The organism is Calidifontibacter indicus, assembly GCF_003386865.1.
Classification (GTDB): Bacteria; Actinomycetota; Actinomycetes; order Actinomycetales; family Dermatophilaceae; genus Yimella; species Yimella indica.
In genome coordinates, this window is sequence record NZ_QTUA01000001.1 from 1753207 (window position 1) to 1770045 (window position 16839).

The 16839-nt window shown below is 69.4% G+C and carries 16 protein-coding genes and 1 riboswitch; of the genes, 9 read left to right on the forward strand and 7 right to left on the reverse strand.

Going from position 1 to position 16839, the window contains the following annotated elements; genetic code table 11:
- Positions 1-59: 59 nt before the first annotated feature.
- Complete coding sequence (locus DFJ65_RS08360) at positions 60-1220, reverse strand: pyridoxal phosphate-dependent aminotransferase (protein ID WP_115922632.1); 1161 nt, start codon at positions 1218-1220, stop codon at positions 60-62.
- 272 nt (positions 1221-1492) lie between these two features.
- On the opposite strand from DFJ65_RS08360, the gene rpsB reads away from it, so the two are divergent.
- The 3 genes from rpsB (at position 1493) to DFJ65_RS08375 (ending at position 4561) form a co-directional block, all read left to right on the forward strand.
- Positions 1493-2395, forward strand: a complete 903-nt coding sequence (rpsB, locus tag DFJ65_RS08365) for a 30S ribosomal protein S2 (protein WP_115922633.1) — start codon at positions 1493-1495, stop codon at positions 2393-2395.
- 56 nt (positions 2396-2451) lie between these two features.
- Positions 2452-3276 carry a translation elongation factor Ts gene (gene tsf, locus DFJ65_RS08370; RefSeq protein ID WP_115922634.1) on the forward strand — a complete coding sequence of 275 codons (825 nt, stop codon included), beginning with the start codon at positions 2452-2454 and terminating at the stop codon, positions 3274-3276.
- A gap of 127 nt (positions 3277-3403) precedes the next feature.
- Positions 3404-4561, forward strand: a complete 1158-nt coding sequence (locus DFJ65_RS08375) for an aminotransferase class V-fold PLP-dependent enzyme (RefSeq protein WP_115924200.1) — start codon at positions 3404-3406, stop codon at positions 4559-4561.
- Here the strand turns inward: DFJ65_RS08375 and DFJ65_RS08380 are convergent.
- Positions 4558-5577 carry an LGFP repeat-containing protein gene (locus DFJ65_RS08380; RefSeq protein WP_115922635.1) on the reverse strand — a complete coding sequence of 340 codons (1020 nt, stop codon included), beginning with the start codon at positions 5575-5577 and terminating at the stop codon, positions 4558-4560. The two genes, DFJ65_RS08375 and DFJ65_RS08380, sit on opposite strands and share 4 nt — an antisense overlap.
- A 216-nt stretch (positions 5578-5793) precedes the next feature.
- Between DFJ65_RS08380 and pyrH the strand changes: the two genes are divergently transcribed.
- The 5 genes from pyrH to DFJ65_RS08405 are packed head-to-tail and all read left to right on the forward strand — an operon-like array spanning position 5794 to position 9835.
- Positions 5794-6525 carry a UMP kinase gene (gene pyrH / locus DFJ65_RS08385; protein ID WP_115922636.1) on the forward strand — a complete coding sequence of 244 codons (732 nt, stop codon included), beginning with the start codon at positions 5794-5796 and terminating at the stop codon, positions 6523-6525.
- A 52-nt stretch (positions 6526-6577) separates the two neighbouring features.
- Entirely contained in the window at positions 6578-7138 is a 561-nt protein-coding gene (frr, locus tag DFJ65_RS08390) for a ribosome recycling factor (RefSeq protein ID WP_115922637.1), read from the forward strand.
- A 34-nt stretch (positions 7139-7172) separates the two neighbouring features.
- On the forward strand, positions 7173-8126 hold the full coding sequence (locus DFJ65_RS08395; protein ID WP_115922638.1) for a phosphatidate cytidylyltransferase: 954 nt from the start codon (positions 7173-7175) through the stop codon (positions 8124-8126).
- 3 nt (positions 8127-8129) lie between these two features.
- Positions 8130-9293 (forward strand): dual-specificity RNA methyltransferase RlmN, encoded by a 1164-nt coding sequence (gene rlmN, locus DFJ65_RS08400; RefSeq protein WP_115922639.1) that lies wholly within the window; start codon positions 8130-8132, stop codon positions 9291-9293.
- Positions 9294-9331: 38 nt separating this feature from the next.
- Positions 9332-9835 carry a mycothiol transferase gene (locus DFJ65_RS08405; RefSeq protein ID WP_115922640.1) on the forward strand — a complete coding sequence of 168 codons (504 nt, stop codon included), beginning with the start codon at positions 9332-9334 and terminating at the stop codon, positions 9833-9835.
- Positions 9836-9890: 55 nt separating this feature from the next.
- On the opposite strand, the gene DFJ65_RS08410 is transcribed toward DFJ65_RS08405, so the two are convergent.
- Positions 9891-10997: an LOG family protein gene (locus DFJ65_RS08410; RefSeq protein ID WP_115922641.1), complete on the reverse strand. Its 1107-nt coding sequence runs from the start codon at positions 10995-10997 to the stop codon at positions 9891-9893.
- A 122-nt stretch (positions 10998-11119) separates the two neighbouring features.
- Between DFJ65_RS08410 and DFJ65_RS08415 the strand changes: the two genes are divergently transcribed.
- Entirely contained in the window at positions 11120-12298 is a 1179-nt protein-coding gene (locus DFJ65_RS08415; protein ID WP_115922642.1) for an AAA family ATPase, read from the forward strand.
- Here the strand turns inward: DFJ65_RS08415 and DFJ65_RS08420 are convergent.
- The 4 genes from DFJ65_RS08420 to thiC form a co-directional block, all read right to left on the reverse strand.
- On the reverse strand, positions 12264-12929 hold the full coding sequence (locus DFJ65_RS08420; RefSeq protein ID WP_115924201.1) for a thiamine phosphate synthase: 666 nt from the start codon (positions 12927-12929) through the stop codon (positions 12264-12266). The genes DFJ65_RS08415 and DFJ65_RS08420 overlap by 35 nt on opposite strands.
- Positions 12926-13711, reverse strand: a complete 786-nt coding sequence (gene thiM, locus DFJ65_RS08425) for a hydroxyethylthiazole kinase (protein ID WP_115922643.1) — start codon at positions 13709-13711, stop codon at positions 12926-12928. Before thiM ends, DFJ65_RS08420 begins: the two co-directional genes overlap by 4 nt.
- On the reverse strand, positions 13701-15011 hold the full coding sequence (locus DFJ65_RS08430) for an MFS transporter (protein WP_115922644.1): 1311 nt from the start codon (positions 15009-15011) through the stop codon (positions 13701-13703). Before DFJ65_RS08430 ends, thiM begins: the two co-directional genes overlap by 11 nt.
- The gene (thiC, locus tag DFJ65_RS08435; RefSeq protein ID WP_115924202.1) at positions 15008-16705 is read right to left on the reverse strand and encodes a phosphomethylpyrimidine synthase ThiC; all 1698 of its coding nucleotides are present in this window, start codon (positions 16703-16705) and stop codon (positions 15008-15010) included. The genes DFJ65_RS08430 and thiC overlap by 4 nt, the downstream gene beginning before the upstream one ends.
- Positions 16703-16812: riboswitch (TPP riboswitch) on the reverse strand. It overlaps the preceding gene by 3 nt.
- Between the last annotated feature and the right edge of the window lie 27 nt (positions 16813-16839).

Sequence of the window (16839 nt, forward strand, 5' to 3'; positions counted from 1 at the left end):
CCACGGGCAGATCAGACGACACCGTCCGGCAGTTTCGGTGGACGGATCGCGGCGGAGCCTCAGGCTGTGGAGAACGCCTTGTGCAGGCGCGCCACACCCTCCTTGATGACCTCCGGACGCTTGCAGAAGGCGAAGCGCACCAGGGTCGCTCCGAATGTCTTGTCATCGAGGAAAGCCGACACCGGCACGGCCGCGACGCCTGCCTGTTCGGGCAGTGCCCGACAGACGGCGAGACCGTCGGGGCCCCACGCCGCGGCGTCGGCCACCACGAAGTAGCCGCCCTGCGGCACCGACACCGGCAGGCCGAGGTCGGCCAGGCCGTCGGCGAGCAGGTCGCGCCGCGCCCGCATGTCGTCACGCAGCCCGGCGAAGAAGCTGTCGGGCAGTCGCAGTCCGGTGGCGATCGCCGGTTGGAACGGGCCGCTGGAGACGAAGGTGAGGAACTGCTTCACCGTGCGCACCGCCGACACCAGCGCGGCCGGGCCGGTGACCCAGCCGACCTTCCATCCGGTCGTCGCGAAGGTCTTGCCGCCCGACGAGATCGACAGGGTGCGTTCGGCCATGCCCGGCAAGCTCGCGATCGGCAGGTGCTCGCCGTCGTAGACGAGATGCTCGTAGACCTCGTCGGCGACGACGTACGCGTCGTGCTCGATGGCCAGGGACGCGATGAGTTCCAATTCGGCGCGGGTGAACACCCGGCCGGTCGGGTTGTGCGGCGTGTTGAGCAGCACGAGCTTGGTGCGCGGGGAGAACGCCGCTCGCAGCGACGTCTCGTCGACCGCGAAGTCGGGGAAGCGCAGCACGCTGGTGCGTCGCACCGCACCGGCCAGGGCGATCGAGGCCGCATAGGAGTCGTAGTAGGGCTCGAAGACGACCACCTCGTCACCGGGCTCGCACAGCGCCAGGATGCTCGCCGCGATGGCCTCGGTGGCGCCGGCGGTGACGAGCACCTCGGTGTCGGCGTCGACCGTGGTGCCCCGGAACCGCAGTTGGTGCTCGGCGATCGCGGCCCGAAGTTCGGGAACCCCGATCGCCGGCGGGTACTGGTTGCGGCCGCTGCGGATCGCCTCGACCGCGGCGTCCAGCACGGCAGCGGGTCCGTCGGTGTCGGGGAACCCCTGACCCAGGTTGACCGCGTCGGCGGCGAGGGCTCGTTGGGTCATCTCGGCGAAGATCGTCTCGCCGAACTCCCGCATCCGTTCCACCAGTGCTTCGTCCATCCGCCCAGCCTAGAAGGCGCCGCCCGAACGACGCAGGCGGCCGTCGAGCCCGCGGGACCGGCGGATTCGGCGGAATGGCGGGGGAGGTCGTAGACTTGTGACACGACCCGGGAGAACTGGGTCGAATTCGCGTGCCCCGTCCCGTCCTCGTGCGGAGCGCGGCCCCCGGTCCCGACCTCGGTCGGGTGGGGTCGGCTGGGGCACCAGGAGTCCGTGTCGGCACCCGTCGGCGCGGCGTACAACTGGAAACCTTCACACGAAAGGACTTCGGCATGGCCGTCGTCACCATGCGCCAGCTCCTCGAGAGCGGCGTCCACTTCGGACACCAGACCCGTCGCTGGAACCCCAAGATGAAGCGCTTCATCATGACCGAGCGCAACGGCATCTACATCATCGACCTGCAGCAGTCGCTGACCTACCTCAACGACGCGTTCGACTTCATCAAGCAGACCGTTGCCCACGGCGGCACGATCCTGTTCGTCGGCACCAAGAAGCAGGCGCAGGAGTCCATCGCCGAGCAGGCGACCCGCGTGGGCATGCCCTACGTCAACTACCGCTGGCTGGGCGGCATGCTCACCAACTTCAACACGGTTCACAAGCGCCTTGCTCGCCTCAAGGAGCTCGAGGAGATCAACTACGACGATGTGGCCGGTTCGGGTCGCACCAAGAAGGAACTCCTCGTCCTCAAGCGTGAGAAGGACAAGCTGGAGCGCACCCTCGGCGGTATCCGCGACATGAACAAGGTGCCCTCGGCCGTCTGGGTCGTCGACACCAAGAAGGAGCACCTCGCGGTCACCGAGGCGCGCAAGCTCAACATCCCGGTCATCGCGATCCTCGACACCAACTGCGACCCGGACGAGGTCGACTACAAGATCCCGGGCAACGACGACGCCATCCGCGCGGTCACCCTGCTGACCCGTGTGGTCGCCGACGCCGTCGCCGAGGGTCTGATCGCCCGCTCGGGTCAGAGCTCGAACGCCGGCGAGGGCACCGAGGCCGAGCCGATGGCCGAGTGGGAGCGCGAGCTGCTCGGTTCCGAGGGCGAGGCTCCGGCTGCTGACGGTGCGTCGAGCGACGCTCCGGCTGCCGAGGCCGCCGAGGCTGCTGCCGCTCCGGCCGACGCCGCCGGTGCGGTCGAGGTCGAGGCTCCGGCCTCCACCGACGCCCAGGCCTGAGCACTTCCTCAGTACCCCTGTCGTTCAACTGATTTCGCGAAGGAGCGAATTACCACATGGCGAACTACACCGCAGCTGACATCAAGGCGCTGCGTGAGTCGACCGGCGCCGGCATGCTCGACGTCAAGAAGGCCCTCGACGAGGCCGACGGCGACAAGGCGAAGGCCACCGAGATCCTGCGGGTCAAGGGCCTGAAGGGTGTCACCAAGCGTGAGGGTCGCACCACCAGCAACGGTCTGGTGCGCGCTCAGGCCGAGGGCGGCTCCGGCACCCTCGTCGAGATCCTCTGCGAGACCGACTTCGTCGCCAAGGGCGAAAAGTTCGGCGAGCTGGCCGACCGCGTGCTGGCCCAGGCCGTCGCGATCAAGGCTGCCGACGCCCAGGCGCTGCTCGACAGCGAGCTCGACGGCTCGACCGTGCAGTCGATCCTCGACGAGGCCAACGCCACCATCGGCGAGAAGATCGAGATCAAGCGCGTTGCCACCCTCGAGGGTGACAAGGTCGTCTCCTACCTGCACAAGACCAGCCCCGACCTGCCGGCGCAGATCGGCGTGATCGTGGCCGGTTCGGGTGACGAGCAGACCCTGCGCGACGTCGCGATGCACATCGCCGCGTTCAGCCCCACCGTCCTCATCCGTGAGGAGGTCGACGCCGACACCGTCGCCAACGAGCGCCGTGTCGCCGAGGCCACCGCCAAGGAAGAGGGCAAGCCCGAGGCCGCGCTGCCGAAGATCATCGAGGGCCGCGTCAACGGCTTCTTCAAGGAGAACGTCCTGCTGGAGCAGGCGTTCGCCAAGGACGCGAAGAAGACCGTCGGCAAGGTCGCCGAGGAGTCGGGTTCGCAGATCGCCGGGTTCTCCCGGTTCAAGGTCGGCGTCTGAACGTCTCCCGTCGAGACTGGATTGAGCCTGGCGTAAGCCACGCACGAAGCAACGAGGGCCGGACACCTACGGGTGTCCGGCCCTCGCGCTGTGCGCAGTCCTGACCCGGGCTGCGAGGATGACCGGCATGCGCCACGACATCCTCGAGCTGTTCGACGCCGATCCGACTGTGCTGCATCTGAATACCGGTGCCTTCGGCATGGTGCCGCGGACGGTGCGTGCGGCGCAGCAACGCTGGAGCGACCGGATCGAAGCCAACCCGGTGCGCTTCTTCCGCCTCGAATGCCACGACGAACTGCAGCAGGTGCGGCACCGCGTCACCGACTTCCTCGGGGTGCAGACCGACTCCGTTGCCCTGATCCGCAACGTGTCGGAGGCCGTCGGGGTGATCCTCGACGCGATCGACCTACGGGCCGGGGACGACATCGTGGTGTCCGATCACGGCTACCCGACGGTCGCGCTCGCCGCGGGCACCAGGGGAGCCGCGGTGCGCACTGCCCCGTTCGGCATCGACGCGTCCGATGCCGAGATCGCCGCGGCGTTCGCCGCGCAGGTGGGGGAGCACACCAGACTGGTCGTGGTCGACGCCGTCACCTCACCGGCCGGTCTGGAGCTACCCGTGCGCGCCGTCGTGGAGGCGGTCGCACCGGTGCCGGTCTTCGTCGACGCGGCCCATTCGGCCGGCACCACCGAACTCGACATCGAGCCGCTCGGGGCGGCCTTCTGGGCGACCAATCTGCACAAGTGGTGCTACACGCCCCGCGGCACCGGCGCGTTGTGGACCGCCGCACCGTGGCGTGATCGGGCCCTGCCGGCGGTCACCTCCTGGACCTCGTACAAGGGCTACCCGGGCGCGCACGACTTCCCGGGCACGGTCGACTTCTCGGCCATGCTCGCCATTCCCGACGGCCTCGACTTCTGGGCCGCCCACGGCGGGCTCGAGATCGCGCGTCGCAATCGCGAACTACTCAGTGTGGGAAGCGAATTGGTGCACCGTCGCCTCGCGATGGCGTTCCCGGGTGACCTGCCCGGGTTCGATCCGTCGTGGCCCGGGCGCGCGGCGCCCGGCATGCGGTTGGTGCCGCTGCCCGACGGGCTGATCGAGTCGGCCGACGATGCCGCCGAGGTGTACGAGCGGTTGTCCGACCGGGGGATCGAGTGTCCGCCGGCGTTCTGGGGCGGGCGGTCCTACCTGCGGCTGGGCTCCGGGCTGCACGTCGACGAACTCGACTACGACCGGCTCGCCGAGACGTTGGTCGCGACGCTGCGTGGGCTCTTCGCCTAGCGCGCCTGCATGCTGGCGACACCCGCGGAGTTCACCGTGATCACGGCCTTCTCGAAGGTCTGGGTGGTGCCGGTCGCGGAGGTGACGGTGTCGCTGATGGGGAAGCCGACTCGTCCCTCGGCGCCGTACTGCACGAACGCCTTCTGCATCGCCGGCATCACGGCACGCGAGCCGGTGCGCGACGACCAGTAGATCCACCCGCGCTGGAAACCCTGGGTCAGGCCGGTCGTGCCGGTCGGCGACTTCTGGGCCGCCTTGGGCAGCATCGTCGGGAATCCGTACTTGGCGCTCGAGCCGGTAGAGGACCAGTAGCGGTAGTTGTCGCCCCAGATGGCCCAGGTGCCGCGGGAGTCGCGGGCGGCGATGCCCCGGGAGAAGGGCACGTGCCGCACCCCGGCCTGGAAGTCGGTCTCGGCGGCGAGCGGTCCGCCCAGTGACCCATTCACCCCGCCCAGCTTCGTCCAGATCGTCAGGATCGTGCCGTAGGGCTGGAACGCCTCGTTGATGTACTTCTGGGCGGTGGCCTGTGCCTGGTCGTAGCGGTATGGGTAGCCGGAGCGCTCGACGGCCTGCGCGAGCTGGCCGGCGGTGCCGTACCGACTCTGGATCGGCACCGCGACGTCGAGGAACTTGTTGACCTGGTAGGTGACGTCCTGCAACTGGGCGCGGGTGCCCCAGCCCATGCTGGGCCGCATCTGGAAGATGCCGAGCGAGTCGGCGTCGCCGCAGTTGAGGTTGTTCAGCCACGACTCCACCCAGCCGGCCTCGAACATCGCCAGCATCACCTTGGACGAGACATTGCGCTTCTGGCCGATCTCGTACATCTTGCGGGTGACGTTGATGTCACGGCCGGACGGGTACCGCGCGCAGGCGGCCTTGGACACGCCCGCGACCCGCACGCCGTTCGGGGCGTAGGCGCCGCCGTCGGCGGCCGAGGCGGACGTCGCGAACGGCGCAAGGAGCGCGGTGCTGAGGACGGTGGACAGGCAGAGGCTTCGGGCGCGGTGCAAGTTCATCGGCGGGGTCTCCGGGCTCGGCGGTCAGGGGGCCTTCGCAGCGACGTGAAATTCACGACACGCCGTGACAGAAATTGACCAAAGTGGCGTATGGGGTTATTGCAAGGCTGATACAGAGTGCCAGTCGTGGCCCGCGTTCGCAACCGTGGCGGTGGCACCCCCTGCGATGTGGAATTATTTGGCGACCGCAACCAAGGCTCGACCACGGAGGCACGTATGACCGATTCCGCCACCAGCCCGACGTACAAGCGAGTGCTCCTGAAGCTCTCGGGTGAAGTGTTCGGAGGCGGGAACATCGGCCTCGACCCCGACGTCGTCAAGCGCATCGCCGCCCAGATCGGTGAGGCCAACCGGCGTGGCGTGCAGATCTGCGTGGTGATCGGCGGCGGCAACTTCTTCCGCGGCGCCGAACTGCAGCAGCGCGGCATGGACCGTGTGCGTGCCGACTACATGGGCATGCTCGGCATCGTCATGAACTGCCTCGCCCTGCAGGACTTCCTGGAGAAGGAAGGCATCGAGACCCGAGTGCAGACCGCGATCACGATGGGTCAGGTCGCCGAGCCGTACATCCCGCGGCGTGCGATCCGACACATGGAGAAGGGACGCGTCGTCATCTTCGGCGCCGGCATGGGCATGCCGTTCTTCTCCACCGACACCGTCGCGGTCCAGCGCGCCCTGGAGAGCCGCTGCGACGCGGTCCTCATCGCCAAGAACGGTGTCGACGGCGTCATGACCGCCGACCCGAAGAAGGACCCGAGCGCCACGCTCATCGACGAGGTGAGCTACCAGGAGGCGATGGAGCGCGAACTGCGCGTCATCGACCAGACCGCGTTCGCCCTCGGCGCCGAGAACAAGCTGCCGATGGTCGTCTTCGGGATGGAAGGCGACGGCAATATCACCCGTGCGCTGCAAGGTGAGAGGATCGGGACGTTGGTCGTCCCGGCCTGACCGGACGCACCCACCGAGCCCCCATTACGTATTTGAAGGAGCATCACCCGCGATGAGTGTCGAAGAGAGCCTGTTCGAGGCCGAGGACAAGATGGAGAAGGCCGTCGAGGTGGCCAAGGAGGACTTCTCCGCGATCCGCACCGGTCGGGCCAACGCGGCGATGTTCAACAAGCTGACCGTCGACTACTACGGTGCGCCGACCCCGCTGCAGCAGCTCGCGTCGTTCCAGACGCCGGAGGCCCGCACCGTCCTCGTGCAGCCGTTCGACAAGTCGGCCATGGCCGCGATCGAGAAGGCGCTGCGCGAGTCCGACCTCGGGGTCAACCCGAGCAACGACGGCAACGTCATCCGCATCATCCTGCCGCAGCTGACCGAGGAGCGCCGCCGCGACTACATCAAGATCGCGCGCGACAAGGCCGAGCACGCCCGCGTCTCGGTGCGCAGCATCCGTCGCAAGGCCAAGGAAGAAATCGACCGCTTGGTCAAGGACGGCGACATCGGCGAGGACGAGGGCGCGCGCGGCGAGAAGGACCTCGAGTCGCTCACCAAGAAGCACGTCGACATCGTCGACGCGCTGCTCAAGGGCAAGGAAGCCGAACTGCTCGAGGTCTGAGCCGCCAGGTTCAGCGACCCGATCTCTGCACACGATGAGCGAACCCGTCGACACCGGTGCGCCGCAGCCCGATCCGGCTGCGGCGACCGCTGTCACCCCCGAGGCCACCCGTCGGTCGACCCGTGGGTCGACGCGTGCCGGTGGTGGGGCGCCGGCGACGGCGCCGCACAACCCGACCCCGCGCGCCGGTCGCAACCTCTATGCCGCGGTCGGCGTCGGCGTGTTCCTCGGCGCCGTCGTGCTCGCGTCGTTGTTCATCCGCAAGGAAGCCTTCGTGGTGGTCGCCACGGTTGCCGCGGTGGTGGCGACCTGGGAGTTGCTGCGTGCGATGGCCGAGGGCGACATCCACCCGCCGGTGGTGCCCACCTTCGTCGGCGCCGCCGTCATCCCCCCGGTGGCGTACGCGTTCGGTCCGGAGGCGCTCGCCAGCGCGGTGGCGCTGACCTTCGTCGCGATCCTGGTGTGGCGTTCGATCGGGTCGACCCGCGACGCGGCACGGGACATCGCCGGTGGCTTCTTCACCACGTTGTACGTGCCGAGTCTGGTGTCGTTCGCGATCCTGCTGGTGAGCCCCGACGACGGTCCCAGCCGGATCGTGGTGTTCATCCTCACGACCATCTGCTCCGACATCGGTGGCTACGCCGTCGGAGTGCTCTTCGGCAAGCACCCGATGGCACCCACGGTGTCTCCGAAGAAGTCCTGGGAGGGCTTCGCCGGGTCGGTGGTGTCGTGCGTGCTGGCCGGTTCGCTCGCCGTCCACTTCCTGCTCGACGGACGCTGGTGGGTCGGGGCGCTCATGGGGTGCTGTGTCGTGGTGGCCGCGACGATCGGCGACCTGTGCGAGTCGATGATCAAGCGCGACCTCGGCATCAAGGACATGAGCAACCTCATTCCCGGCCACGGCGGTCTGATGGACCGCCTCGACTCCCTGGTGATCGCCGCCCCGGTCACCTGGGCCATCCTGACCCCCTTCGTAGCGGTGCACTGAGACATGACTGAACTGCCCAACCCCACCACCCGCCGTCCCGTGCCGGGCCAGCTGACCTTCACCGCGCCGCGGCGCGGCAAGCCGCCGGCACACCTCGCCGACCTCGACGACGCCGGCCGCAAGGAAGCCGTCGAGAAGCTCGGCCACAAGGGCTTCCGGGCCAAGCAGTTGTCGACCCACTACTTCGAGCACCTCGTCACCGACCCCGAGCAGATGACCGACCTGCCGAAGGCGAGCCGCGAGGAACTCGTGCAGGCGATGCTGCCGCCGCTGTTGACGCCCATCAAGTCGCTGGTTGCCGACAACGGACGCACGATCAAGCAGGTGCACCGGTTGTTCGACGGCGCCCTCGTGGAGTCGGTGATCATGCGTTATCCCGGCCGCGTCACGATGTGCATCTCCAGCCAGGCGGGCTGTGGCATGAACTGCCCGTTCTGCGCCACCGGACAGGAAGGGCTCACCCGCAACCTGTCGACCGCCGAGATCGTCGAGCAGGTCGTCGCCGGTGCGCGGATGTTGCGCTCGGGCGAGCTCGCGGGCGGCGACGCCGATGACCGCGAGGCACCGCTGCGGGTGTCGAACGTCGTCTTCATGGGCATGGGTGAGGCCCTGGCCAACTACCGGCAGTCGGTCAACGCGATCCGCCGACTCACCGAGGCACCGCCGTCCGGGCTCGGGATGAGCGCCCGCGGCCTGACGATGTCGACGGTCGGTCTCGTGCCGGCGATCGACAAGCTGGCGGCCGAGGGCATCCCGGTCACGCTGGCGCTCAGCCTGCACGCGCCCGACGACGAACTGCGTGACGAGCTCGTGCCGATCAACAACCGGTGGAAGGTCGACGAGGCGCTCGACGCGGCGTACCGCTACTACAAGGCCACCGGACGCCGCGTGTCGATCGAGTACGCGCTCATCAAGGACATCAACGACCACTCCTGGCGGGCCGACCTGCTGGGGGAGAAGCTGGCCGCTCGCGGCAAGGGCTGGGTGCACGTCAACCCGATCCCGCTCAACCCGACGCCGGGGTCGAAGTGGACGGCGTCCCGCAAGGGCGTCGAGCAGCAGTTCGTCGAGCGTCTGCGCGCCCACGGCATCCCGACGACGGTGCGTGACACCCGCGGATCCGACATCGACGGTGCGTGCGGGCAGTTGGCGGCCTCGACCGCCTGAGTCGAGCTGAGTCGCTGCGCGGGGTTAGCGTTGGCGGCATGAGACCGCAAGAGCTTCTCCTCGAAGGCATCGCGCGCAGCCAGCAGGTTGCGCACTCCCTTGTCGACGCGTCGGACGCCGACACGCTCAACCGGCGTCCGAACGAGCAGGCCAACTCGATCACCTGGCTGGTCTGGCACCTTGCCCGGCAACAGGACGCGCAGATCGCGGCGCTGGCCGGCGCCGACCAGGTCTGGCTGGCCGACGGTTGGGCCGAGAAGTTCGGGCTCGATCTGCCGGCCGACTCCACCGGATACGGCCACACCGCCGACGACGTCGCGAAGGTGCGGGTCGACGACCCAGCCTTGTTGACCGGCTATCTGGACGCGGCCGTCGCGGCCACCGGCCGCTACCTCGCCTCCCTCGGCGACGACGACTGGGACGAGGTGATCGACGAATCGTGGGATCCGCCGGTGACCCGTGCGGTGCGGCTGGTGAGCATCGTCGACGACGCCGCCCAGCACGCCGGGCAGGCGGCCTACGTGCGCAGCCTGGTCGGCTGATCCGGGCTCGGGTCGGCGCCGTCCACCGGGGCGCCCGGTCGGTGCGCCGAGTTGCCTATCGGGTGGCACCGTCGAGCAGCACCGTGGCTGCCTCGTCGACCGTGTCGACGAGGTGGATCGACGCGCCGAGCGGTGACTTCGCGCCGAGTGCCTCGAGCGCGGCCCACACCGGCACCCGCACCGTCCACTGGTCGCGGCCGACCAGCACCAACGGCGGGCCGGGCTCGGTGGCGTAGTACAGCCGGGTCGCCACCTGGAAGATCTCCTGCACGGTGCCCGCGGCACCGGGCAGCACGGCGATTCCGGCGTTGCAGATTGCGAGCAGCACGTCCTCGCGCAGGGCGTTGCTGAAGTACTTCGCGATCGCCGAACCGAACAGGTTCGGCGGCTCGTGCCCGTAGAACCAGGTCGGCACACCGAGCGAGCGATGATCCGACACAGGCTGCACCCGCTCGCGCACCGCCCACGCAGCCTTCGCCCAGGCGTCGACGTCGTGGAAATCAGGCGCCTTCGCCAGATCGGTGAGGGCGCGTTGCAGGTCGGGTGAATCCCCAAGCAGCGCACCGAGATTCGCCGCCTCCATCGCGCCGGGACCGCCGCCGGTGGCCACGCTGAGCCCGGCGTTGGCGAGGTGGGCGCCGAGCCCGGCCGCCTCCGCGAAACCCGGCGTGCCGCGCCGTACGGCGTGCCCACCCATGACCCCGGCGACGCGGCGGCCCGCGACCCACTCGTGCAGTGCGTCGGAGATGCAGTCGTCGTGCACGGCTCGTTGCAGGGTGGCGTAGGCGTCGTGCTCACTGCGCGCGTCGCGGCTCCACCGGTAGGCGGACGCGTCGGGAGTCTGCGCGTACCCGCGGTCGTTCAGCCCCGCGTAGAGCTCGGTGTAGTCGTAGAGCTCGCTACGGAACGACGAGACCGGGGTGCTCGGATCGGAGATGAAGACCACCGCGCCGTGCTTGCGCATGTGGCGTTCGAGATCGGTGGTGAGGTTGCCACCGAGCACGACGACACCGTGGAAGTCCTTGTGGTCCAGCAGTTCCGACTCGCGGGCGGCCAGGTCGAGGTTCTGCAACCGCGCGTGGCGCAGTGCGTCGTCGGGGCCGTGCAACAGCCGGTCGAGGACGGCGAGGGATTCGACTTCGGGCGGGGTCACCCGGCCCATCCTGCTGCACGACGGCACTCGGTGGATGCGTGCGCCGCCGGCTGTCGGTGCCGGCTGTCGGTGCCGGCTGTCGGTGCCGGTTGTCGGTGCCGGTTGTCGGAGCCACCGCATAGCCTGCCGGCATGATCTCGACCGTTGCGATCGCCGGCTATCGCTCGTTCCGCGATGTCGCACTGCCGCTGTCGGGGCTGACGGTCGTGACCGGTGGCAACGGAGCCGGTAAGAGCTCGCTCTACCGCGCGCTGCGCCTGCTCGCCGACTGCGGCACCGGCGACGTCATCGGATCGCTGGCTCGCGAAGGTGGTCTGCAGTCGGCGCTGTGGGCCGGGCCGGCGACGCTCACCGCCGCGCGCCGCGGAGCTCCCGTGCAGGGCATCATGCGCGGCGGCAAGCCGATCAGTCTGCAATTGGGTTGTGCCACCGACGACTTCGGCTATCTCGTCGATCTCGGCATCCCGCAGGACTCCCAGTCGGTGTTCGCCCGCGACCCCGAGATCAAACGTGAGGCCGTGTTCACCGGCCCGGTGATGCGTCCGGCGACGACCTTGGTGCGGCGCAAACGCCGACTGGTCGAGCAGCGTGAGGGGCGGTCCTGGGCCGAGGTCGGGCAGCTACCCAGCCACCGTTCGATGCTCACCGAGTTCGCCGATCCGCACCGCTTCGTCGAACTCGCCGCGATGCGTCACGAGTTGCGCCGGTGGCGCTTCTACGACGGCTTCCGCACCGACGCCGACGCGCCGGCGCGTGCCCCGCAGGTGGCGACGCGCACGCCGGTGCTCTCCGGCGACGGCCACGATCTGGCGGCCACCGTCGCCACGACGCTCGAGGCGGGGTTCGCGGGGTTGCCCGAGGCGGTCGCCGACGCATTCGAGGGCAGCGAACTGCAACTCCAGGTCTACGACGACGGACGCCTGCAGATCGCGCTGCGCCAACCCGGCATGTTGCGTGCCCTGCGGGCCACCGAACTCTCCGACGGCACACTGCGATTCCTGCTCTGGGCCGCGGCGCTGACCTCGGTCGACCGGCCGACCCTCATGGTGCTCAACGAGCCGGAGACCTCTCTTCATCCCTCGCTCGTGCCCGCGCTCGGACGGCTGATCCGCGGCACGGTCGAGGCCACCCAGGTCGTGGTCGTGACCCACAGCGACGAGCTGATCCGGGCACTCGACCCCACCCCGTTCGAGCCTGACGAACCCATCGAGGAGCGCCTGCTCATCGAGCTCTACAAAGACCTCGGTGAGTCGCTGGTGCGCGGGTTCGGCTGGCTCAGCAAGCCGGCGTGGGAGTGGGGCAGCCGGTGAGCACGCGCCGAACCACCTCCGCCGGGTCGGCTGCCTGCATGATCGCCCGCACGAGCGCCACCCCGGCGATGCCGGTCGACATCAGGTCGGCCACGTCGTCGGGGGTGACGTCGCCGATCGCCACCACCGGAAGGCCGGTGGCCGCGACGATCGGCGGGTAGCCCGCGAGCCCGAGTGGCTCGCGGCCGGAGTCCTTGGTCGGCGTACGTCGAAACGGTCCCGCGCCTATGTAGTCGATGTGGTCGGCCTGGAGGTCCGCCCACCGTGCGAGCTCGACGGTGCCCGTGGTGAGCCCGACGACGGCGTCCGGCCCGAGCATGGCCCGGGCCGCGTCGGCGGGCAGGTCGTCGGTGCCCAGATGCACGCCGTGCACCGGGGCACCAGTGCGCGCCGCGGCGAACGCGACGTCGGCGCGGTCATCGACCAGCACCGTCGTCGCTGCGTTCGCCCGATGCACCTCGTCCGCGATCGTCACCACCAGAGCAAGCAGTGCGCGGGTGTCGAGCTGCTTCGCGCGCACCTGCACCACCCCGGCCCCAGCGGCCGCAGCGGCCGCAGCCACCTCGACGGTGCGTCGGTCGGTGCCCGAGGTCACCAGGTAACACCGCAGGTCGAGCAGACGTCTCGTCACCACTTCGCCTGCCGCGCAATCGTTGTCGCGTCGAGGGTGTGGAGGTTGTCGACGAGCGCCACCCGGAACGACCCGGGACCGTGCTCGGTCGCCGCTGCGTGTTCGGCGGCGACGGTCAGCCAGACGGTCGCGGTCAACGCCGCATCGAAGGGGTCGGCCACCGTGGAGCAGGCCGCCGTGAGCGCACCGAGCAGGCAACCCGTGCCGGTCACCCGGGTGAGCAGGGGCACCCCGTTGTGCACCCTGACCACGCGCGACCCATCCGTGATCACGTCGGGTTGGCCGGACACTGCGACCGTGCAACCGGCCTGTGCGGCCACGAGCTGCGCCGCCGACTCCACCTCCATCGAGCCCAACACGCTGTCCGGGCCGGTCGCCCCGCCGTCACCTCCGGCCAGGACGGACACCTCCGATGCGTTACCGCGCACGATCGTCGGTCGATGCCGGATCAGGTTGAGCGCCAGCGTGGTTCGCACCGGTGCCGGACCGACCGCCACCGGGTCGAGCACCCACGGCAGGTGCTTCTCGCGAGCCGTGGCGACGGTGGGCAGCACGGCTCGCGTGGCCTCGTCGGACAGCATGCCGAGGTTGACCAGCAATGCGTCGGTGCCCTGGACCAGGGCCGGCGCCTCCGCTAGCGTGGCGGTCATCAACGGCCGGGCGCCGGCAGCCAGCAGCCCGTCGGCCACCAACTGAGCCACCGCCGGCCCGACGATGCAGTGCACCAGCGGATCACGCCCGCGGGTCTTCTCGATCACCGCGGCGATGGTCTCAGGCTGCACCGACGACCTCCTTCGGCACGAGCGGCTCGGCGGGCTGCAGCGTCGTGGCCGGTGTACGGCGCGAGCCGCACCACGCGACCAGGACGCCCGCGAGCACCAGCAACGCGACCACCGCCGTCCGCCGACCGACCGCGTCCTGCACCTGGGGGAGATAGAACGGGTTCAGCGCGGGCAGCAGGATCGACAGGCTGTACGCGGTGCCGTAGCCGGTCGAGCGGATTCCCGCCGGAAATCCCTCCGCGAGGTAGGCGCCCACCGGTCCGTAGCCGCACACGGTAACTGCCTGCAAGGCAGTCGCTGCCAGCAGCGCCGACAGCAGTGATCCGGTTGCGTTGAGCGCCAACCAGATCGGCGGTGCGGCCAACGCGGCCAGCACGCCCCAACCCGCGAAGAAGCGGCGCCGGCCGGCGAGTGTCGACAGGTGTCCGGTGCAGGCCATGACGGCCGCCTGGCCCACAGCGGCGACCCCGGCGATGAGAGCGACCTGCGTGGGGTCGAACCCGGCTCCGCCGAGCCCGGCCGGCAGGGCCACGACGACGAGGTTCGTCATGATCCACAGCCCGCTCATCAGCCCGAAGAGTTGCCAGAACGTGCGCGCACTCGTACCGACGAGCAGGGCGCGCAGCCCGATCCGCTCGATGCCGGGCGCCTCACGGTCGGTGACCTGGCGCCGGTAGAAGGCGAGCATTCCGAGGGAGGCGATCGCACCGCCGAGGAATGCGATCCGCCAACCCCAAGCGGCGTACGCGTCGGGATCGATGCGCAGTGCTGCCCAGGTGAGCAGGGCGATGGTGGCCTGGGCGAGTGGCGCCATCGCCATGATCAGGCCGGAGACGAGGCCGCGTCGGCGCGCGGGCGACCACTCCATCGCCAACGGGATTGCGGCGGAATACTCGCCCGCGATGAACACACCTGCGACGAAACGCAGCGCGAGGATCCACCACATCGCCCCGGCCCCGACCACCGCGTACGGCGGCGTCGCCGCGATGCCGAGGCTGCACAGCGCCGTACCCGCGATGGCCCACCGCGTCGTGCGGGCGCGGCCGAACCGGTCGCTGATCCGCCCGAAAACCCAGCCGCCGACCGGGCGACCGAGAAGCATCGCCATGACGACGAGCGTCGCGCTGCCGGCCGCCGCGTGCGGTCCGGCGAGCCGGGGGAGCGCTGGTGCGAGTGCGACCAGCGGAAGGAAGATGTGCACCTGGTCCACGAAGTTGCCGACGATGCCTCCGCGCAGCGCGGCGAGGCGCTGCGGGCAAGCTTCGGGGGTCGTTGCGTGGCCGTTCCCGGCCGGGCTCACTGCGGCGGACGGACGTAGACGGATGCACCGAGTTCGACGAACTCCCGCGACTTCGCAGCCATCCCCTCGAGCAGGCCGGCGTGGTTGTCGCGGATGTCCTGACTGATCCGCATCGAGCAGAACTTCGGCCCGCACATCGAGCAGAAGTGCGCGGTCTTCGCGCCTTCGGCCGGAAGGGTCTCGTCGTGGAACGCGATCGCGGTGTCCGGGTCGAGTGAGAGCGCGAACTGGTCGTGCCACCGGAATTCGAAGCGCGCCTTCGACAGTGCGTCGTCGCGCGTGCGTGAGCCCGCGTGTCCCTTCGCGACGTCCGCCGCGTGGGCCGCGATCTTGTAGGTGATGACGCCGGTCTTCACGTCGTCGCGGTTCGGCAGTCCGAGGTGCTCCTTCGGCGTCACGTAGCAGAGCATCGCGGTGCCGTGCTGGGCGATCACGGCGGCGCCGATCGCCGACGTGATGTGGTCGTAGCCGGGTGCGATGTCGGTGACCAACGGTCCTAGCGTGTAGAACGGCGCGCCGTCGCACCAGTCCTGCTGCAGCTGAACGTTTTCCGGGACAAGATCGAGCGGCACGTGGCCCGGCCCCTCGACCATGACCTGCACGTCGTGGGTCCATGCGCGACGGGTGAGTTCGGCGAGGGTGCGCAACTCGGAGAGCTGGGCCTCGTCGTTGGCGTCGGCCACCGAGCCGGGGCGCAGACCGTCGCCCAGGCTGAACGCGATGTCGTACTGCGCGAAGATCTCGCACAGCTCGTCGAAGTGGGTGTAAAGGAACGATTCCTCGTGGTGCGCGAGACACCAACCGGCCATGATCGAACCGCCGCGGCTGACGATGCCCGTCACGCGCTGCGCGGTCAGCGGCACGTAGCGCAGCAGCACCCCGGCGTGGATCGTCATGTAGTCGACGCCCTGCTCGGCCTGCTCGATCACCGTGTCCCGAAAGACCTCCCAGCTGAGGTTCTCGGCGCGTCCGTCGACCTTTTCCAGCGCCTGGTAGATCGGCACCGTGCCGATCGGCACGGGCGAGTTGCGCACGATCCACTCCCGGGTGGTGTGGATGTCGTCGCCGGTCGACAGGTCCATCACCGTGTCGGCGCCCCACCGGGTCGCCCAACTGAGCTTGGCCACCTCTTCCTCGATCGAGGAGGTCACCGCGGAGTTGCCGATATTGGCGTTGACCTTGGTGAGGAACCGTCGGCCGATGATCATCGGCTCCGACTCGGGGTGGTTGACGTTCGCCGGGATGATCGCGCGCCCGGCGGCCACCTCGCGCAGCACGAGGTCGACGTCGACGTTCTCGCGGAGCGCGACGTAGCGCATCTCCGGGGTCACCCTGCCCTGGCGGGCGTAGTGCATCTGGGTGACCGTGCGGCCGTCCATGGCGCGCAACGGCTTTCGCTTCGCACCGCGCCATTCGTCGGACGCCGCCCCGCGCCGCACCGCCGACCGGCCGTCGTCGTGCAGCGTGCGTTCGCGCCCGCCGTACTCGACCACGTCGTCGCGGTCGGCGATCCAGTCGGCACGCAGCGCCGGCAGCCCGACGGACGGATCGCTGCCCGGACCCGCCGTGCGGTAGACGTGCACGTCGGCATTGGGTCCGTCGGGGGAGTCGTCGAGACTGATCGCAGTGACGGGCACGCGGATGTCGCCCTCGACGAGGTGGTGCAGATGATGCTTGGGATGGATCTCGGACATCGAGAAATCCTCACTTCCTTCGCCGGCATGACCCGGGCAGGTTCGGACGGTCCGAGTGGCATCAACTCGATCTCAGCCCTCTGCCGAGGGCTCCCGTGTGGGTGTGATCAACGTAACCCAGATCGGGGGAGCGT

What these genes read in the sequence shown, in the direction of transcription:
- DFJ65_RS08405 (WP_115922640.1), top strand. Translation starts at nt 9,332, where the DNA reads ATGAGACCGCAAGAGCTTCTCCTCGAAGGCATCGCGCGCAGCCAGCAG.
- frr (WP_115922637.1), top strand. Translation starts at nt 6,578, where the DNA reads ATGAGTGTCGAAGAGAGCCTGTTCGAGGCCGAGGACAAGATGGAGAAG.
- DFJ65_RS08415 (WP_115922642.1), top strand. Translation starts at nt 11,120, where the DNA reads ATGATCTCGACCGTTGCGATCGCCGGCTATCGCTCGTTCCGCGATGTC.
- pyrH (WP_115922636.1), top strand. Translation starts at nt 5,794, where the DNA reads ATGACCGATTCCGCCACCAGCCCGACGTACAAGCGAGTGCTCCTGAAG.
- tsf (WP_115922634.1), top strand. Translation starts at nt 2,452, where the DNA reads ATGGCGAACTACACCGCAGCTGACATCAAGGCGCTGCGTGAGTCGACC.
- DFJ65_RS08395 (WP_115922638.1), top strand. Translation starts at nt 7,173, where the DNA reads ATGAGCGAACCCGTCGACACCGGTGCGCCGCAGCCCGATCCGGCTGCG.
- DFJ65_RS08380 (WP_115922635.1), bottom strand. Translation starts at nt 5,577, where the DNA reads ATGAACTTGCACCGCGCCCGAAGCCTCTGCCTGTCCACCGTCCTCAGC.
- DFJ65_RS08360 (WP_115922632.1), bottom strand. Translation starts at nt 1,220, where the DNA reads ATGGACGAAGCACTGGTGGAACGGATGCGGGAGTTCGGCGAGACGATC.
- thiC (WP_115924202.1), bottom strand. Translation starts at nt 16,705, where the DNA reads ATGTCCGAGATCCATCCCAAGCATCATCTGCACCACCTCGTCGAGGGC.
- DFJ65_RS08410 (WP_115922641.1), bottom strand. Translation starts at nt 10,997, where the DNA reads ATGGGCCGGGTGACCCCGCCCGAAGTCGAATCCCTCGCCGTCCTCGAC.
- rlmN (WP_115922639.1), top strand. Translation starts at nt 8,130, where the DNA reads ATGACTGAACTGCCCAACCCCACCACCCGCCGTCCCGTGCCGGGCCAG.
- DFJ65_RS08375 (WP_115924200.1), top strand. Translation starts at nt 3,404, where the DNA reads ATGCGCCACGACATCCTCGAGCTGTTCGACGCCGATCCGACTGTGCTG.
- rpsB (WP_115922633.1), top strand. Translation starts at nt 1,493, where the DNA reads ATGGCCGTCGTCACCATGCGCCAGCTCCTCGAGAGCGGCGTCCACTTC.